The sequence below is a fragment of the Pseudomonas sp. SYWMCR5 genome (genome assembly GCF_057197165.1).
This window is the reverse complement of sequence record NZ_JBXUNH010000005.1, coordinates 397,920-414,708: the sequence shown is the minus strand read 5'-3', so window position 1 is coordinate 414,708 and position 16,789 is coordinate 397,920. Positions and strand designations below refer to the sequence as shown.

Genomic DNA, 16,789 nt, shown 5'->3' with positions numbered 1-16,789 from the left:
TCAACCTGCGGAGACCACCTACATGCCGCTACGCCCCCTTGTCACCGCCCTGCTGCTGGCGGCCAGCCTCACCGCACAGGCGGCCACCGAAGTCGTGCCGCTGCAGCACCGCAGCAGCGCCGAGCTGCTGCCGACCGCCCAGTCCTTTCTTGGAAAGGACGGAACCGTCAGCGCCTTCGAGAACAAATTGATCGTCAATGCCAGCCCGGAACGCATCGACGACCTGCGCGCCTTGCTACAGCAGTTGGACACTGCGCCCAAACGCCTGCTGATCAGCGTTGACAACAACGACAGCAACTACCAGGTCAACCGCGGCAACGCCCGGGTCATCCAGTACGGCACCAGCAACCGCGAAGGCGGCCTGCAGCAGATCCAGGCCAGCGAAGGCCAGCCGGCACTGATCCAGATCGGCCAGAGCATCCCCATCACCAGCACCTCGACCGATGGTTACGGACGCATCCAGAGCGACACCCAATACCGCAATGTAACCCAGGGTTTCTACGTCACGCCGAGCGTCAGCGGTGAAACGGTTCGTCTGCAAATCAGCACCAATAATGATCGAATGAGCCAGGAACGCCAGGATGTAGTGAAAGTGCAGAGCACCGACACGACCATCTCGGGCAAGCTCGGCGAGTGGATCACCCTGGCGGGGTACAACCAGCAGAGCCAGGCCGAAAACAGCCCTTCGGCCCTCACCTACAGCACCCAGCGCGGTGAAAACATGACGCTACGCGTCAAAGTCGACCTTCTCGACTGATCCCAGGCAGTTCAAGGCCTCGACCAAGGGCCTTGAAACTGACTGCAGAGTCGCATTAGACCAAAGATGTAGTAAGCCAAAAAAAGCACTACAAAACATTTGACAGGCTCTTTTCGCCAAGGGCATGATGGCCTCGCTCCCGCTAATCAGGGGCCCTGGCAAGGGCCTTCGGGACGCCCTCCCGATACCCCTGGAGGCGTCCTGTGTCTATACGGCCCACAAGGCGGTTCGACGGGATTGCGACTGCAACGAAGAAGTTGTCCCGAGGGACGGAAGCGCATCACCGCAGAACCGGCAATCGACGTCGCACCGCAGCAAGGCATCCACGAGCCGACCTGCTGGGGACACCTTCGCCTGAACTGCACCCCCTTCCCCTTCGAGCCTTCCCCGTTCGCCGCCGCACTCCCCCGGACAGGACAGCCGCCAGGCCTCTGATTCCGCGCCCTGAGCATCCGCACAACTACACTCAAGATCGATGCGACGAGGTTTATTTCCATGGCACTGACACGCGAACAGCAAATTGCAGCCCTCGAGAAAGACTGGGCCGAGAACCCGCGCTGGAAAGGCGTGACCCGTACCTACACCGCCGCCGATGTCGTTCGCCTGCGTGGCTCCCTGCAGCCAGAGCACACCTTTGCTCGTCAAGGCGCAGAAAAACTGTGGAAGCTGGTCACCCAAGGTGCCCACCCGTCCTTCCGGCCCGAAAAAGATTTCGTCAACTGCATGGGCGCCCTCACCGGCGGCCAGGCCGTGCAGCAGGTAAAAGCCGGCATTCAGGCCATTTACCTGTCCGGCTGGCAGGTAGCCGCCGACAACAACTCGGCCGAGTCCATGTACCCTGACCAGTCGCTGTACCCGGTCGACTCCGTACCGACCGTGGTCAAGCGCATCAACAACGCCTTCCGCCGCGCCGACCAGATCCAGTGGAAAGCCGGCAAGAACCCAGGCGACGATGGCTACATCGACTACTTCGCACCGATCGTGGCTGACGCCGAAGCCGGTTTCGGCGGCGTGCTGAACGCCTACGAGCTGATGAAGAACATGATCGAGGCAGGCGCCGCCGGCGTGCACTTCGAAGACCAGCTGGCCTCGGTGAAAAAATGCGGTCACATGGGTGGCAAGGTACTGGTGCCAACCCAGGAAGCCGTACAGAAGCTGGTGGCCGCGCGCCTGGCCGCTGACGTTGCGGGCGTACCGACCATCATCCTCGCCCGCACCGACGCCAACGCTGCTGACCTGCTGACCAGCGACTGCGACCCTTACGACCAGCCGTTCGTGATCGGCGAGCGCACCCGTGAAGGCTTCTACAAGGTCCGTGCCGGCCTCGACCAGGCCATCGCCCGCGGCCTAGCCTACGCCCCGTACGCCGACTTGATCTGGTGCGAAACCGCCAAGCCGGACCTGGACGAAGCCCGTCGCTTTGCCGAAGCGATCAAGAAGGAGTACCCGGACCAACTGCTGTCGTACAACTGCTCGCCATCCTTCAACTGGAAGAAGAACCTGGACGATGCCACCATCGCCAAGTTCCAGCGCGAACTGTCGGCGATGGGCTACAAGCACCAGTTCATCACCCTGGCCGGCATCCACAACATGTGGCACGGCATGTTCAACCTGGCGCACGACTACGCCCGCAACGACATGACCGCCTACGTGAAACTGCAGGAGCAGGAATTCGCCGACGCCAGCAAGGGCTACACCTTCGTGGCGCACCAGCAGGAAGTGGGCACCGGTTATTTCGACGACATGACCACCGTGATCCAGGGTGGCGCTTCGTCGGTGACAGCACTGACCGGTTCGACCGAGGAAGAGCAGTTCCACTGATAGTGGGTTGCTGACAGAGGCCCGGGGCTTGAGAAAGCCCCGGGCTTTCTTTTGCCTGCCGCCCCACCACTGCCTCCCCCTGCAGGCGCCTGATGTCCTGACGACGAGCCAAACCCCGAGATCAGGGCTATGCTTGAGGCAGCACAGCAAGCAAGGACTGCCACATGCCTCGTCCAAGCCAACGCCTGGATGCCCTCTATATTAAGAAGCACAGCCCGCACCCTGCTTGCTCGCTTGCGCCTCCTTGCCATTGCAGCCCGCCCCGTAGCCCCGTCTTTCGCCGAAACATTGACCCGGAGCGGTGCACGAGAACGCTGCAACTGCTAGAACGAGAGTTTTTCTCATTTGCAAGTGACAAGATTGTGAATTGAACTAGGCAGGTAACAGATGAGGAAAGAAACAGCGGCCCAGCCCAAATGATATTAATTATCATTATTAAATTGAAGACTCGTTACGCCAACCAAGAAACATAATTAACAAATCTGGTTGGAATGCCCGAAACTCAAGGCTTTCAGCCATTTACGAAAGATTTTTGTTCTTAATCCTACGAATAAATTTGCGCTGGAAATTTTACTTGCCGTGGGTTTACCCATAAAATCAGCGCGATTGATTCAGCTGCGACATTTGGTCACTGCGTCAGCGACACCGCGTCGCCGCTCTACTTATTTCAGACTGCAGAGCTGGGTCTCTGTATAAGGATTTCAAGCATGTCCGATTCGGCAGGACTCATCGCCCACAACTGGGGCTTTGCCATCTTCCTCCTGGGTGTCGTCGGCCTGTGTGCCTTCATGCTCGGCCTGTCCAGCCTGCTCGGCAGCAAGGCTTGGGGCCGCGCCAAGAACGAACCCTTCGAATCCGGCATGCTGCCCGTCGGCAGCGCCCGCCTGCGCCTGTCCGCCAAATTCTATCTGGTCGCGATGCTGTTCGTGATCTTCGATATCGAAGCCCTCTTTCTCTTTGCATGGTCTGTGTCCGTCCGCGAAAGCGGCTGGACCGGATTCGTCGAAGCTCTCGTTTTCATAGCAATTCTGTTGGCAGGTCTTGTCTACCTTTGGCGCGTCGGTGCTCTTGATTGGGCTCCCGAAGGTCGTCGCAAGCGGCAAGCGAAGCTGAAACAATGAGGCTTTGGCAATGCAATACAATCTCACCAGAATCGATCCGGATGCGCCCAACGAGCAGTACCCGGTAGGTGATCGGGAAACCGTCACCGACCAACTGCTGGAGGACCAGGTCCACAAGAACATCTACATGGGGAAACTCGAAGATGTGCTGCGTGGCGCGGTCAACTGGGGTCGCAAGAACTCCCTCTGGCCGTACAACTTCGGCCTGTCCTGCTGCTACGTGGAAATGACCACGGCCTTCACGGCACCCCACGACATCGCCCGCTTCGGCGCCGAAGTCATCCGGGCGTCGCCGCGCCAGGCTGACTTCATGGTCGTCGCCGGTACCTGCTTCATCAAGATGGCGCCGATCATCCAGCGCCTCTACGAGCAGATGCTCGAACCCAAGTGGGTCATCTCCATGGGTTCGTGCGCCAACTCCGGTGGCATGTACGACATCTACTCGGTCGTTCAGGGGGTCGACAAGTTCCTCCCCGTGGACGTGTACGTGCCTGGCTGCCCGCCGCGCCCCGAAGCCTTCCTGCAAGGCTTGATGCTGCTGCAGGAATCGATCGGCCAGGAGCGACGCCCACTCTCCTGGGTTGTCGGCGATCAAGGCATTTACCGTGCCGAGATGCCCGCCCAGAAGGACCTGCGTCGCGAACAGCGTATCGCGGTAACCAACCTGCGCAGCCCCGACGAAGTCTGATCCAGCGACCTGCCGCCCGCTCCCCAGGAGCCGGCGGCCTGGCTTCATTCTCTACGTTGACTCAAAGCGACCGAGACCATGACAGCGGACACCGCTATTTATATTACGCCTTACAAGGCTGACGACCAGGATGTGGTCGTCGAACTGCACAACCGTTTTGGCGCTGACGCCTTCGTCGCCCAAGAGACCCGCACCGGCATGCCGGTACTGTGGGTCAACCGTGCCCAGCTCAAAGATGTACTTTCTTTCCTGCGCAACGTCGCCAAACCGTACAGCATGCTGTACGACCTGCACGGCGTCGACGAGCGCCTGCGCACCCAGCGCCGCGGCCTGCCTGCCGCCGACTTCAGCGTGTTCTACCACCTGTTGTCGGTCGAGCGTAACAGCGACGTGATGATCAAGGTGTCGCTGAGCGAAGGCGACCTGAACCTGCCGTCCGTGACCAGCATCTGGCCGAACGCCAACTGGTACGAGCGTGAAGTCTGGGACATGTTCGGCATCGACTTCGCCGGTCACCCGCACCTGTCGCGCATCCTGATGCCGCCGACCTGGGAAGGTCACCCGCTGCGCAAGGACTTTCCGGCTCGCGCCACCGAGTTCGATCCCTACTCGCTGAACCTCGCCAAGCAACAGCTTGAAGAAGAGTCGGCGCGCTTCAACCCCGAGGCCTGGGGCATGAAACGCCAGGGCGCCAACGAGGACTACATGTTCCTCAACCTCGGCCCCAACCACCCTTCTGCCCACGGTGCCTTCCGTATCGTCTTGCAACTGGACGGCGAAGAAATCGTCGACTGCGTCCCCGACATCGGCTACCACCACCGTGGTGCCGAGAAGATGGCCGAACGTCAGTCCTGGCACAGCTTCATTCCCTACACCGACCGTATCGACTACCTCGGCGGGGTAATGAACAACCTGCCGTACGTACTCGCGGTCGAGAAGCTGGCCGGTATCCAGGTGCCGCAGAAAGTCGACGTGATTCGCATCATGCTCGCCGAATTCTTCCGGATCACCAGCCACCTGCTGTTCCTGGGTACCTACATCCAGGACGTCGGCGCCATGACCCCGGTGTTCTTCACCTTCACCGACCGCCAGCGTGCCTACACCGTGATCGAGGCGATCACCGGTTTCCGCCTGCACCCGGCCTGGTACCGCATCGGCGGCGTCGCCCACGACCTGCCGCGCGGCTGGGACAAGCTGGTCAAGGATTTCGTCGAATGGCTGCCCAAGCGCCTGGACGAATACACCAAGGCCGCCCTGCAGAACAGCATCCTCAAGGGCCGTACCATCGGCGTTGCCGCATACAACACCAAGGAAGCGCTGGAGTGGGGTACCACCGGTGCCGGCCTGCGCGCCACCGGTTGCGACTTCGACCTGCGCAAAGCCCGCCCCTACTCCGGCTACGAGAACTTCGAGTTCGAAGTACCGCTGGCCCACAACGGCGATGCCTACGATCGCTGCATGGTCCGTGTCGAGGAGATGCGCCAGAGTATCCGCATCATCGACCAGTGCCTGCGCAACATGCCGGAAGGCCCGTACAAGGCGGATCACCCGCTGACCACGCCGCCACCGAAAGAGCGCACCCTGCAGCACATCGAGACCCTCATCACCCACTTCCTGCAAGTCTCGTGGGGCCCGGTCATGCCGGCCAACGAGTCGTTCCAGATGATCGAGGCGACCAAGGGCATCAACAGTTACTACCTGACGAGCGATGGCGGCACCATGAGCTACCGCACCCGGATCCGCACGCCCAGCTATCCGCACCTGCAGCAGATCCCTTCGGTGATCAAAGGCAGCATGGTCGCGGACCTGATCGCGTACCTGGGCAGTATCGACTTCGTTATGGCTGACGTGGACCGCTAAGCATGAACAGCACGCTTATCCAAACCGACCGTTTCGCCCTGAGCGAAACCGAGCGCTCGGCCATCGAGCACGAGATGCACCACTACGAAGACCCGCGCGCGGCGTCCATCGAAGCCTTGAAAATCGTACAGAAGGAACGCGGCTGGGTGCCGGACGGCGCCATCTACGCAATCGGCGAAGTGCTGGGCATCCCTGCCAGCGACGTCGAGGGCGTGGCCACCTTCTACAGCCAGATCTTCCGCCAGCCGGTCGGTCGCCACATCATTCGCGTGTGCGACAGCATGGTCTGCTACATCGGCGGCCATGAATCGGTTGTCAGTCAGATCCAGAGCGAGCTGGGCATCGGCCTGGGCCAGACCACCGCCGATGGCCGCTTCACCCTGCTGCCGGTGTGCTGCCTGGGCAACTGCGACAAGGCCCCGGCGCTGATGATCGACGACGACACCTTTGGCGACGTGCAGCCTGCCGGCGTCTCCAAACTGCTGGAGGGTTACGTATGACCATCACTTCCTTCGGCCCGGCCAACCGCATCGCGCGCTCGGCTGAAACCCACCCGCTGACCTGGCGCCTGCGTGACGACGGCGAGCCAGTGTGGCTGACCGAGTACGAGTCCAAGAACGGCTATGCCGCGGCCCGCAAGGCCCTGGCCGACATGTCCGCCGACGACATCGTGCAAAGCGTCAAGGACTCCGGCCTCAAGGGCCGCGGCGGCGCAGGCTTCCCCACTGGCGTGAAGTGGGGCCTGATGCCCAAAGACGAATCCATGAACATCCGCTACCTGCTGTGCAACGCGGACGAAATGGAGCCCAACACCTGGAAAGACCGCATGCTGATGGAGCAACAGCCCCATCTGCTGGTCGAGGGCATGCTGATCAGCGCCCGCGCGCTGAAGGCCTACCGTGGCTACATCTTCCTGCGCGGCGAGTACACCACGGCAGCGAAGAACCTCAACCGTGCCATCGAGGAAGCCAAGGCCGCAGGCCTGCTGGGCAAGAACATCCTCGGTTCCGGTTTCGACTTCGAACTGTTCGTGCACACTGGTGCCGGGCGTTACATCTGCGGTGAAGAAACCGCACTGATCAACTCGCTCGAAGGCCGTCGCGCCAACCCGCGCTCCAAGCCGCCCTTCCCTGCCGCCGTCGGCGTGTGGGGCAAGCCGACCTGCGTGAACAACGTCGAAACCCTGTGCAACGTCCCGGCCATCGTCGCCAACGGCAACGACTGGTACAAGTCGCTGGCCCGCGAAGGCAGCGAAGACCACGGCACCAAACTGATGGGCTTCTCCGGCAAGGTGAAAAACCCGGGCCTGTGGGAACTGCCTTTCGGCGTGACCGCCCGCGAGCTGTTCGAAGACTACGCCGGCGGCATGCGCGACGGCTTCAAGCTCAAGTGCTGGCAGCCAGGTGGTGCCGGTACCGGTTTCCTGCTGCCGGAACACCTGGACGCACAGATGTACGCCGGTGGTATCGCCAAGGTCGGCACCCGTATGGGTACTGGCCTGGCGATGGCGGTCGACGACAGCATCAACATGGTCTCGCTGCTGCGCAACATGGAAGAGTTCTTCGCCCGCGAATCGTGCGGCTGGTGCACCCCATGCCGCGACGGCCTGCCATGGAGCGTGAAGATGCTGCGCGCCCTGGAGAAAGGCCAAGGCCGCGCCGAAGACATCGAGACCCTGCTGGGTCTGGTCAACTTCCTCGGCCCAGGCCGCACCTTCTGTGCTCACGCACCGGGTGCCGTGGAGCCGCTGGGCAGTGCCATCAAATACTTCCGGTCCGAGTTCGAGGCCGGTGTCGCGCCCGCGAGTGCTGCCGACACCCTGCGCCCGAATCTGGCCAAGCCGATTGTGGTCGGCGCATAACAAGATGAATCGCGGGTGGTCCGTGCCACCCGCCAGCTTGCAGGCCGGCCCGAACCATTCGCGGCCGGCCGCAAGCTCACTGATTTCCATTAGCCACGCCTGCTCACGCGGGCCAACGAAGAACTTTGAACCATGGCCACTATCCACGTAGACGGCAAAGCGCTCGAAGTCAACGGTGCAGACAACCTGTTACAGGCCTGTCTGTCGCTCGGCCTCGACATCCCTTATTTCTGCTGGCACCCGGCGCTCGGTAGCGTCGGCGCCTGCCGGCAATGTGCGGTCAAGCAGTACACCGACGAGAACGACACCCGTGGTCGCATCGTCATGTCCTGCATGACCCCTGCCTCCGACGGCACCTGGATCTCCATCGACGATGACGAGTCGAAGGCGTTCCGTGCCAGCGTCGTCGAATGGCTGATGACCAACCACCCGCACGACTGCCCGGTGTGCGAGGAAGGTGGTCACTGCCATCTGCAGGACATGACGGTAATGACCGGCCACAACGAGCGCCGCTACCGTTTCACCAAGCGTACCCACCAGAACCAGGACCTCGGCCCGTTCATCGCCCACGAGATGAACCGCTGCATCGCCTGCTACCGCTGCGTGCGCTACTACAAGGACTACGCAGGCGGTACCGACCTGGGTGTCTACGGCGCCCACGACAACGTGTACTTCGGTCGCGTTGAAGATGGCGTGCTGGAGAGCGAGTTCTCCGGCAACCTCACCGAGGTCTGCCCAACCGGCGTATTCACCGACAAGACCCACTCCGAGCGCTACAACCGCAAGTGGGACATGCAGTTCGCCCCGAGCATTTGCCACGGCTGCTCCAGCGGCTGCAACATCAGCCCCGGTGAGCGCTACGGCGAACTGCGCCGCATCGAGAACCGCTTCAACGGCTCGGTGAACCAGTACTTCCTGTGCGACCGTGGCCGCTTCGGCTATGGCTACGTCAACCGCAGCGACCGCCCACGCCAGCCGATGCTGGCCGATGGCAGCAAGCTGGGCCTCGACGCCGCGCTGGACAAGGCCGCTGACCTGCTGCGCGGCCGTACCATCGTCGGCATCGGCTCGCCACGCGCCAGCCTCGAGAGCAACTACGGCCTGCGCGAGCTGGTCGGCGCCGACTACTTCTACTCGGGTATGGAAGCCGGTGAGCTGAGCCGCGTGCGCCTGGTGCTGGACGTGCTGAACAACAGCCCGCTGCCAGTCCCGACCCTGCGCGACATCGAAGACCACGACGCCGTGTTCGTACTCGGCGAAGACCTCACGCAAACCGCCGCCCGCGTCGCCCTGGCTGTGCGCCAGGCCACCAAGGGCAAGGCCGAGGCCATGGCCGAAGGCATGAAAGTGCAGCCTTGGCTCGATGCAGCCGTGAAGAACATCGGTCAGCACGCGCTGTACCCGCTGTTCATTGCCTCGCTGGCCGAGACCAAGCTCGACGACGTCGCCGAGGAATGTGTGCGCGCAGCCCCTGCCGACCTCGCCCGCCTGGGCTTCGCCGTGGCCCACGCCATCGACCCGAGCGCCCCCGCCGTCGAAGGCCTGGACGCCGAAGCGAAGGCAATGGCCCAGCGCATCGCCGACGCCCTGGTGGCCGCCAAGCGCCCACTGGTGGTTGCCGGTACGTCGCTGGCTGACGCCGCACTGATCGAAGCCGCCGCCAACATCGCCAAGGCCCTCAAGCTGCGCGAGAAGAACGGCTCACTGAGCCTGGTGGTACCTGAGGCCAACAGCCTTGGCATGGCCATGATGGGCGGTGACTCCGTCGATGCTGCGCTGGACGCCGTCATCACCGGCAAGGCCGACGCCATCGTCGTGCTGGAGAACGACCTGTACGCCCGCGTACCGGCCGCCAAGGTCGATGCTGCGCTCGCCGCCGCAAAAGTGGTGATTGTCGCCGACCACTCCAAGACCGCCACCAGCGACCGCGCCGACCTGGTCCTGCCTGCGGCGTCCTTCGCCGAAGGCGACGGCACCCTGGTCAGCCAGGAAGGCCGCGCCCAGCGCTTCTTCCAGGTGTTCGACCCGCAGTACCTGGACAGCAGCATCCAGATCCACGAAGGCTGGCGCTGGATGCACGCCCTGCGTGCCACCCTGCTGAACAAGCCGGTCGACTGGACCCAACTGGACCACGTCACCAGCGCCTGCGCCAACGCCGCACCGCAACTGGCCGGCATCGTCAACGCAGCGCCAAGCGCCGCGTTCCGCATCAAGGGCTTGAAGCTTGCCCGTGAGCCGCTGCGCTACTCGGGCCGCACCGCCATGCGCGCCAACATCAGCGTCCATGAGCCGCGCACCCCGCAGGACAAGGACACCGCGTTCGCCTTCTCGATGGAAGGCTACTCGGGCTCGGCCGAACCGCGCCAGCAAGTGCCATTCGCCTGGTCGCCGGGCTGGAACTCGCCGCAAGCCTGGAACAAGTTCCAGGATGAAGTCGGTGGCCACCTGCGTGCCGGTGACCCTGGCGTGCGCCTGATCGAATCGCAAGGCGATCGCCTGAACTGGTTCAACGCTATCCCTGGCGCCTTCAACCCGGCGCGCGGCACCTGGACTGCCGTACCCTTCTTCCACCTGTTCGGCAGCGAGGAGAACTCTTCGCGCGCGGCACCGGTGCAGGAGCGTATCCCGGCGGCCTACGTGGGCCTTGCCAAGTCCGAAGCCGACCGTCTGGGCGTAAACGACGGCGCACTGCTGAGCCTGAACGTCGCGGGCGTTTCGCTGCGCCTGCCGCTGCGCATCAATGAAGAACTGGGCGCTGGCCTGGTTGCGTTGCCCAAAGGCCTGGCCGGCATTCCGCCTGCCATCTTCGGTGCATCCGTCGAAGGCCTGCAGGAGGCAGCACAATGAGCTGGTTCACCCCCGAAGTGATCGATGTGATTCTCACCGTCGTGCGGGCCGTCGTGGTTCTGCTGGCGGTGGTGGTCTGCGGCGCGCTGCTGAGCTTCGTCGAACGTCGTCTGCTGGGCTGGTGGCAGGACCGTTATGGTCCGAACCGCGTCGGCCCGTTCGGCATGTTCCAGATCGCTGCCGACATGCTGAAGATGTTCTTCAAGGAAGACTGGAACCCACCCTTCGTCGACCGCATGATCTTCACCCTGGCACCGGTGGTGGCGATGAGCGCCCTGCTGATCGCCTTCGTGGTCATCCCGATCACCCCGGTATGGGGCGTCGCCGACCTGAACATCGGCCTGCTGTTCTTCTTCGCCATGGCCGGTCTATCGGTCTACGCCGTGCTGTTCGCCGGCTGGTCGTCGAATAACAAGTACGCCCTGCTCGGCAGCCTGCGGGCCTCGGCGCAGACCGTGTCGTACGAGGTGTTCCTGGGCCTGGCGCTGATGGGCGTGGTGGTACAGGTGGGCTCGTTCAACATGCGCGACATCGTTGAATACCAGGCCCAGAACCTGTGGTTCATCGTTCCGCAGTTCTTCGGCTTCTGCACCTTCTTCATCGCTGGCGTCGCCGTGACTCACCGTCACCCGTTCGACCAGCCGGAAGCGGAACAGGAACTGGCCGACGGCTACCACATCGAATATGCCGGCATGAAATGGGGCATGTTCTTCGTCGGTGAGTACATCGGCATCATCCTGGTCTCGGCACTGCTGGTAACCCTGTTCTTCGGTGGCTGGCACGGCCCGTTCGGCCTGCTGCCGCAAGTACCGTTCCTGTGGTTCGCGCTGAAGACCGCGTTCTTCATCATGCTGTTCATCCTGCTGCGCGCCTCGATCCCGCGCCCGCGCTATGACCAGGTGATGGACTTCAGCTGGAAGTTCTGCCTGCCGCTGACCCTGATCAATTTGCTGGTGACCGCTGCGATCGTGCTCTACAACACGCCAGCCGTCGCGGCCCAGTGAGGATTTGACCCATGTTCAAGTATATCGGCGACATCGTTAAGGGCACCGGCACTCAGCTGCGCAGCCTGGTGATGGTGTTCTCCCACGGGTTCCGCAAGCGCGACACCCTGCAATACCCCGAAGAGCCCGTGTACCTGCCGCCACGCTATCGCGGCCGCATCGTCCTCACCCGCGACCCCGACGGCGAGGAGCGCTGCGTAGCGTGCAACCTCTGCGCGGTGGCCTGCCCGGTCGGCTGCATCTCGCTGCAGAAAGCCGAGACCGAGGACGGCCGTTGGTACCCGGAGTTCTTCCGCATCAACTTCTCGCGCTGCATCTTCTGTGGCCTGTGTGAAGAGGCGTGCCCGACCACCGCGATCCAGCTGACTCCGGATTTCGAAATGGCCGAGTTCAAGCGTCAGGACCTGGTGTACGAGAAAGAAGATCTGCTGATCTCCGGCCCCGGCAAGAACCCTGACTACAACTTCTACCGTGTTGCGGGTATGGCCATCGCTGGCAAGCCGAAAGGCTCTGCGCAGAACGAAGCCGAGCCGATCAACGTGAAGAGCTTGCTCCCATAAGGACAGAAAGATGGAATTCGCTTTCTACTTCGCATCCGGGATCGCCGTGGTCTCCACCCTTCGGGTGGTGACCGGCACAAACCCCGTGCACGCCCTGCTCTACCTGATCATTTCGCTGATCTCCGTGGCGATGATCTTCTTCTCCCTGGGTGCGCCGTTCGCCGGCGCCCTGGAAGTGATCGCCTACGCTGGCGCCATCATGGTGCTGTTCGTCTTCGTGGTGATGATGCTCAACCTGGGGCCGGCCTCGGTCGCCCAGGAACGTGGCTGGCTCAAGCCGGGCATCTGGGCAGGGCCGGTGATCCTCGCCGCCCTGCTGCTGCTGGAACTGCTGTACGTGCTGTTCGCCAATCCGAGCGGCGCTGCCATCAGCGGTACCACGGTTGACGCCAAGGCCGTCGGCATCAGCCTGTTCGGCCCCTACCTGCTGGTGGTCGAACTGGCCTCGATGCTGCTGCTGGCTGCGGCCGTCACCGCCTTCCACCTGGGCCGCAACGAGGCGAAGGAGTAAATCATGGGTGCTATCCCTCTCGAGCATGGTCTGGCGGTCGCCGGCATCCTGTTCTGCTTAGGTCTGGTCGGCCTGATGGTCCGCCGCAACATCCTCTTCGTACTCATGAGCCTGGAAGTCATGATGAACGCCGCAGCCCTGGCGTTCATCGTCGCCGGTGCCCGTTGGGTCCAACCCGACGGTCAGGTGATGTTCATTCTGGTGATCAGCCTGGCAGCCGCCGAGGCCAGCATTGGCCTGGCAATCCTGCTGCAGCTGTATCGCCGCTTCCACACTCTCGACATCGATGCTGCCAGTGAGATGCGCGGATGAACCTTCTCTTCCTGACTTTCGTCTTTCCCCTGATCGGCTTCCTGCTGCTGTCGTTCTCGCGCGGGCGGTTCTCGGAGAACCTGTCCGCCCTGATCGGTGTCGGTTCGGTCGGCCTCTCGGCCGCGACCGCCGCCTACGTGATCTGGCAGTTCAACGTCGCCCCGCCTGAGGGCGGTGCGTACAGCCAACTGCTGTGGCAGTGGATGTCGGTGGACGGCTTCGCGCCGAACTTCACCCTGTACCTGGACGGCCTGTCGGTCACCATGCTCGGCGTGGTCACCGGCGTAGGCTTCCTGATCCACCTGTTCGCTTCCTGGTACATGCGTGGCGAAGCCGGTTACTCGCGCTTCTTCTCGTACACCAACCTGTTCATCGCCAGCATGCTGTTCCTGATCCTGGGCGATAACCTGCTGTTCATCTACTTCGGCTGGGAAGGTGTGGGCCTGTGCTCCTACCTGTTGATCGGTTTCTACTACAGCAACCGCAACAACGGTAACGCGGCACTGAAGGCCTTCATCGTCACCCGTATCGGTGACGTGTTCATGGCCATCGGCCTGTTCATCCTGTTCGCCCAGCTGGGCACGCTGAACGTCCAGGAACTGCTGGTGCTGGCACCGCAGAAATTCCAGGCGGGCGACACCTGGATGGTGCTGGCCACCCTGATGCTGCTCGGTGGTGCGGTCGGTAAATCGGCCCAGCTGCCGCTGCAGACCTGGCTGGCCGACGCGATGGCTGGCCCGACCCCGGTTTCGGCACTGATCCACGCCGCGACCATGGTCACCGCAGGCGTCTACCTGATCGCCCGTACCCACGGCCTGTTCACCCTGGCGCCGGACATCCTGCACCTGGTTGGCGTAGTGGGTGGCATCACCCTGGTACTGGCCGGTTTCGCCGCACTCGTACAGACCGACATCAAGCGTATCCTCGCCTACTCCACCATGAGCCAGATCGGCTACATGTTCCTCGCCCTGGGCGTTGGCGCATGGGATGCGGCGATCTTCCACCTGATGACCCACGCCTTCTTCAAAGCCCTGCTGTTCCTTGCCTCCGGTGCGGTGATCGTTGCCTGCCACCATGAGCAGAACATCTTCAAGATGGGCGGCCTTTGGAAGAAACTGCCACTGGCCTACGCCAGCTTCGTGGTCGGTGGTGCTGCCCTGGCCGCCCTGCCGATCCTGACCGTCGGCTTCTACTCCAAGGACGAGATCCTCTGGGAAGCCTTCGCCAGCGGCAACACCAACCTGCTCTACGCAGGCCTGGTCGGTGCGTTCATGACCTCGCTGTACACCTTCCGCCTGATCTTCATCGCCTTCCACGGCGAAGCGAAGACCGAGGCCCACGCTGGCCACGGCATCAGCCACTGGCTGCCGCTGGGTGTGCTGATCGTGCTGTCGACCTTCGTCGGCGCCTGGATCCACCCGCCGCTGGCAGGCGTGCTGCCTGAAAGCGCCGGCCACGCCGGTGGCGAAGCCAAGCATTCGCTGGAGATCGCCTCGGGCGCCATCGCCATCGCCGGTATCCTGCTCGCTGCAGTGCTGTTCCTGGGCAAGCGTCGCCTGGTCACCGCGATCGCCAACAGCAGCATCGGTCGCGTCCTGTCGGCCTGGTGGTTCGCCGCCTGGGGCTTCGACTGGATCTACGACAAGCTGTTCGTCAAACCTTACCTGCTGATCAGCCACATCCTGCGCAAGGACCCGGTTGACCGCGGTATCGGCCTGATTCCTCGCATGGCTCGCGGCGGCCACGTCGCCATGAGCAAGACCGAGACCGGTCAGCTGCGCTGGTACACCGCCTCTATCGCCGTAGGTGCCGTGCTCGTGCTCGGCGCCGTGGTAGTGGCCGCGGTATGACCATGAATATTGCGAACCTCGCGAACCTTGCGACTCTGCGAAAGGAAACGAACCCGTCATGATTCTGCCTTGGCTGATCCTGATCCCCTTCATCGGCGGCTTCCTGTGCTGGCTGGGTGAGCGCTTCGGCGCCACCCTGCCACGCTGGATCGCGCTGCTGACCATGTCCCTGCTGCTCGGTATCGGCCTGTGGCTGTGGGGCACCGGTGACTACACCCTCGCCCCCGCTCCGGGCGCCGAACCTGCCTGGGCTGTGGAATACAAAGTCCAGTGGATCCAGCGCTTCGGCATCAGCATCCACCTGGCCCTGGACGGCCTGTCGCTGCTGATGATCCTGCTCACCGGCCTGCTCGGTGTGCTCTCGGTGCTGTGCTCGTGGAAAGAGATCCAGCGCCACGTCGGCTTCTTCCACCTCAACCTGATGTGGATCCTCGGCGGCGTGGTCGGTGTGTTCCTGGCGCTGGACCTGTTCCTGTTCTTCTTCTTCTGGGAAATGATGCTGGTGCCGATGTACTTCCTCATCGCGCTCTGGGGTCACAGCTCGGCAGATGGCAAGAAGACGCGGATCTACGCGGCGACCAAGTTCTTCATCTTCACCCAGGCCAGCGGCCTGATCATGCTGGTGGCGATCCTTGGCCTGGTGCTGGTCAACTACAACGCCACCGGGGTGATCACCTTCAACTACAGCGACCTGCTCAAGGCACAGCTGCCGCCAGGTGTCGAATATCTGCTGATGCTGGGCTTCTTCATCGCCTTCGCGGTCAAGCTGCCAGTGGTTCCGTTCCACTCCTGGCTGCCTGACGCCCACGCCCAGGCGCCGACTGCAGGTTCCGTCGACCTCGCCGGCATCCTGCTGAAGACTGCGGCCTACGGCCTGCTGCGCTTCGCCCTGCCGCTGTTCCCGAACGCCTCGGCCGAGTTCGCGCCGATCGCCATGACCCTGGGCCTGATCGGTATCTTCTACGGTGCCTTCCTGGCCTTCGCACAAACCGACATCAAGCGCCTGATCGCCTTCTCCAGCGTCTCGCACATGGGCTTCGTGCTGATCGGTATCTATTCCGGCAGCCAGCAAGCCCTGCAGGGCGCGGTGATCCAGATGCTGGCCCACGGCCTGTCGGCTGCGGCGCTGTTCATCCTGTCCGGCCAGCTGTACGAGCGTCTGCACACCCGTGACATGCGCCAGATGGGTGGGCTGTGGCACCGCATCGCGTATCTGCCAGCCATCAGCCTGTTCTTCGCCGCCGCGTCGCTGGGCCTTCCGGGCACCGGCAACTTCGTCGGCGAGTTCCTGATTCTGATCGGCAGCTTCGCCCACGTGCCTTGGATCACCGTGATCGCCACCACCGGCCTCGTGTTCGGTTCGGTCTACTCGCTGATCATGATCCACCGCGCCTACTTCGGTCCGGCCAAGGCCGACACCGTGCTGGCCGGCATGGACGGACGCGAACTGATCATGGTGCTGGGCCTGGCGGTGCTGCTGATCGTGCTGGGCGTCTACCCGCAGCCGTTCCTCGACACCTCTGCCGCCACCATGAGCGGTGTGCAGCAGTGGCTCGGTTCCGCTTTCACTCAACTCGCTTCGGCCCGGTAAGAGCGC

At 62.9% G+C, this 16,789-nt stretch carries 14 protein-coding genes; all 14 read left to right on the top strand.

Annotated features, from left to right (window positions below):
* The first annotated feature begins 22 nt into the window (after window positions 1-22).
* The 14 genes from AC2CGW_RS16365 (at window position 23) to nuoM (ending at window position 16,783) form a co-directional block, all read left to right on the top strand.
* Window positions 23-757 carry a secretin N-terminal domain-containing protein gene (locus AC2CGW_RS16365; protein ID WP_484574301.1) on the top strand — a complete coding sequence of 245 codons (735 nt, stop codon included), beginning with the start codon at window positions 23-25 and terminating at the stop codon, window positions 755-757.
* Window positions 758-1,252: 495 nt separating this feature from the next.
* Window positions 1,253-2,578 carry an isocitrate lyase gene (aceA, locus tag AC2CGW_RS16360; protein WP_054892704.1) on the top strand — a complete coding sequence of 442 codons (1,326 nt, stop codon included), beginning with the start codon at window positions 1,253-1,255 and terminating at the stop codon, window positions 2,576-2,578.
* A 707-nt stretch (window positions 2,579-3,285) separates the two neighbouring features.
* Window positions 3,286-3,699, top strand: coding sequence for an NADH-quinone oxidoreductase subunit A (locus tag AC2CGW_RS16355; protein WP_003251427.1), 414 nt, complete (start codon window positions 3,286-3,288; stop codon window positions 3,697-3,699).
* A 10-nt stretch (window positions 3,700-3,709) separates the two neighbouring features.
* Window positions 3,710-4,387 (top strand): NuoB/complex I 20 kDa subunit family protein, encoded by a 678-nt coding sequence (locus AC2CGW_RS16350; RefSeq protein ID WP_186669778.1) that lies wholly within the window; start codon window positions 3,710-3,712, stop codon window positions 4,385-4,387.
* 78 nt (window positions 4,388-4,465) lie between these two features.
* Window positions 4,466-6,247, top strand: a complete 1,782-nt coding sequence (gene nuoC / locus AC2CGW_RS16345; protein ID WP_484574300.1) for an NADH-quinone oxidoreductase subunit C/D — start codon at window positions 4,466-4,468, stop codon at window positions 6,245-6,247.
* A gap of 2 nt (window positions 6,248-6,249) precedes the next feature.
* Window positions 6,250-6,747, top strand: coding sequence for an NADH-quinone oxidoreductase subunit NuoE (nuoE, locus tag AC2CGW_RS16340; RefSeq protein ID WP_012313767.1), 498 nt, complete (start codon window positions 6,250-6,252; stop codon window positions 6,745-6,747).
* Window positions 6,744-8,108 carry an NADH-quinone oxidoreductase subunit NuoF gene (gene nuoF / locus AC2CGW_RS16335; protein WP_186669782.1) on the top strand — a complete coding sequence of 455 codons (1,365 nt, stop codon included), beginning with the start codon at window positions 6,744-6,746 and terminating at the stop codon, window positions 8,106-8,108. Before nuoE ends, nuoF begins: the two co-directional genes overlap by 4 nt.
* Before the next feature lie 132 nt (window positions 8,109-8,240).
* A complete protein-coding gene (gene nuoG, locus AC2CGW_RS16330) occupies window positions 8,241-10,955 on the top strand; it encodes an NADH-quinone oxidoreductase subunit NuoG (protein WP_484574299.1) in 2,715 nt (904 codons plus the stop codon).
* On the top strand, window positions 10,952-11,959 hold the full coding sequence (nuoH, locus tag AC2CGW_RS16325) for an NADH-quinone oxidoreductase subunit NuoH (protein ID WP_484574298.1): 1,008 nt from the start codon (window positions 10,952-10,954) through the stop codon (window positions 11,957-11,959). The genes nuoG and nuoH overlap by 4 nt, the downstream gene beginning before the upstream one ends.
* Before the next feature lie 11 nt (window positions 11,960-11,970).
* The gene (nuoI, locus tag AC2CGW_RS16320; protein ID WP_011534620.1) at window positions 11,971-12,519 is read left to right on the top strand and encodes an NADH-quinone oxidoreductase subunit NuoI; all 549 of its coding nucleotides are present in this window, start codon (window positions 11,971-11,973) and stop codon (window positions 12,517-12,519) included.
* 10 nt (window positions 12,520-12,529) lie between these two features.
* On the top strand, window positions 12,530-13,030 hold the full coding sequence (gene nuoJ / locus AC2CGW_RS16315) for an NADH-quinone oxidoreductase subunit J (RefSeq protein ID WP_054892700.1): 501 nt from the start codon (window positions 12,530-12,532) through the stop codon (window positions 13,028-13,030).
* A gap of 3 nt (window positions 13,031-13,033) precedes the next feature.
* Entirely contained in the window at window positions 13,034-13,342 is a 309-nt protein-coding gene (nuoK, locus tag AC2CGW_RS16310) for an NADH-quinone oxidoreductase subunit NuoK (RefSeq protein ID WP_023631349.1), read from the top strand.
* Window positions 13,339-15,192, top strand: coding sequence for an NADH-quinone oxidoreductase subunit L (gene nuoL, locus AC2CGW_RS16305; protein WP_054892699.1), 1,854 nt, complete (start codon window positions 13,339-13,341; stop codon window positions 15,190-15,192). Before nuoK ends, nuoL begins: the two co-directional genes overlap by 4 nt.
* 58 nt (window positions 15,193-15,250) lie before the next feature.
* Window positions 15,251-16,783: an NADH-quinone oxidoreductase subunit M gene (gene nuoM, locus AC2CGW_RS16300; RefSeq protein WP_054892698.1), complete on the top strand. Its 1,533-nt coding sequence runs from the start codon at window positions 15,251-15,253 to the stop codon at window positions 16,781-16,783.
* The last annotated feature ends 6 nt before the right edge of the window (window positions 16,784-16,789 follow it).

Excerpts from the sequence above, each read along its gene's own strand:
- AC2CGW_RS16365 (WP_484574301.1), top strand. The coding sequence starts at position 23 with ATGCCGCTACGCCCCCTTGTCACCGCCCTGCTGCTGGCGGCCAGCCTC.
- nuoJ (WP_054892700.1), top strand. The coding sequence starts at position 12,530 with ATGGAATTCGCTTTCTACTTCGCATCCGGGATCGCCGTGGTCTCCACC.
- nuoE (WP_012313767.1), top strand. The coding sequence starts at position 6,250 with ATGAACAGCACGCTTATCCAAACCGACCGTTTCGCCCTGAGCGAAACC.
- nuoF (WP_186669782.1), top strand. The coding sequence starts at position 6,744 with ATGACCATCACTTCCTTCGGCCCGGCCAACCGCATCGCGCGCTCGGCT.
- nuoM (WP_054892698.1), top strand. The coding sequence starts at position 15,251 with ATGATTCTGCCTTGGCTGATCCTGATCCCCTTCATCGGCGGCTTCCTG.
- AC2CGW_RS16350 (WP_186669778.1), top strand. The coding sequence starts at position 3,710 with ATGCAATACAATCTCACCAGAATCGATCCGGATGCGCCCAACGAGCAG.
- nuoK (WP_023631349.1), top strand. The coding sequence starts at position 13,034 with ATGGGTGCTATCCCTCTCGAGCATGGTCTGGCGGTCGCCGGCATCCTG.
- AC2CGW_RS16355 (WP_003251427.1), top strand. The coding sequence starts at position 3,286 with ATGTCCGATTCGGCAGGACTCATCGCCCACAACTGGGGCTTTGCCATC.
- nuoI (WP_011534620.1), top strand. The coding sequence starts at position 11,971 with ATGTTCAAGTATATCGGCGACATCGTTAAGGGCACCGGCACTCAGCTG.
- nuoC (WP_484574300.1), top strand. The coding sequence starts at position 4,466 with ATGACAGCGGACACCGCTATTTATATTACGCCTTACAAGGCTGACGAC.
- nuoL (WP_054892699.1), top strand. The coding sequence starts at position 13,339 with ATGAACCTTCTCTTCCTGACTTTCGTCTTTCCCCTGATCGGCTTCCTG.
- aceA (WP_054892704.1), top strand. The coding sequence starts at position 1,253 with ATGGCACTGACACGCGAACAGCAAATTGCAGCCCTCGAGAAAGACTGG.
- nuoH (WP_484574298.1), top strand. The coding sequence starts at position 10,952 with ATGAGCTGGTTCACCCCCGAAGTGATCGATGTGATTCTCACCGTCGTG.
- nuoG (WP_484574299.1), top strand. The coding sequence starts at position 8,241 with ATGGCCACTATCCACGTAGACGGCAAAGCGCTCGAAGTCAACGGTGCA.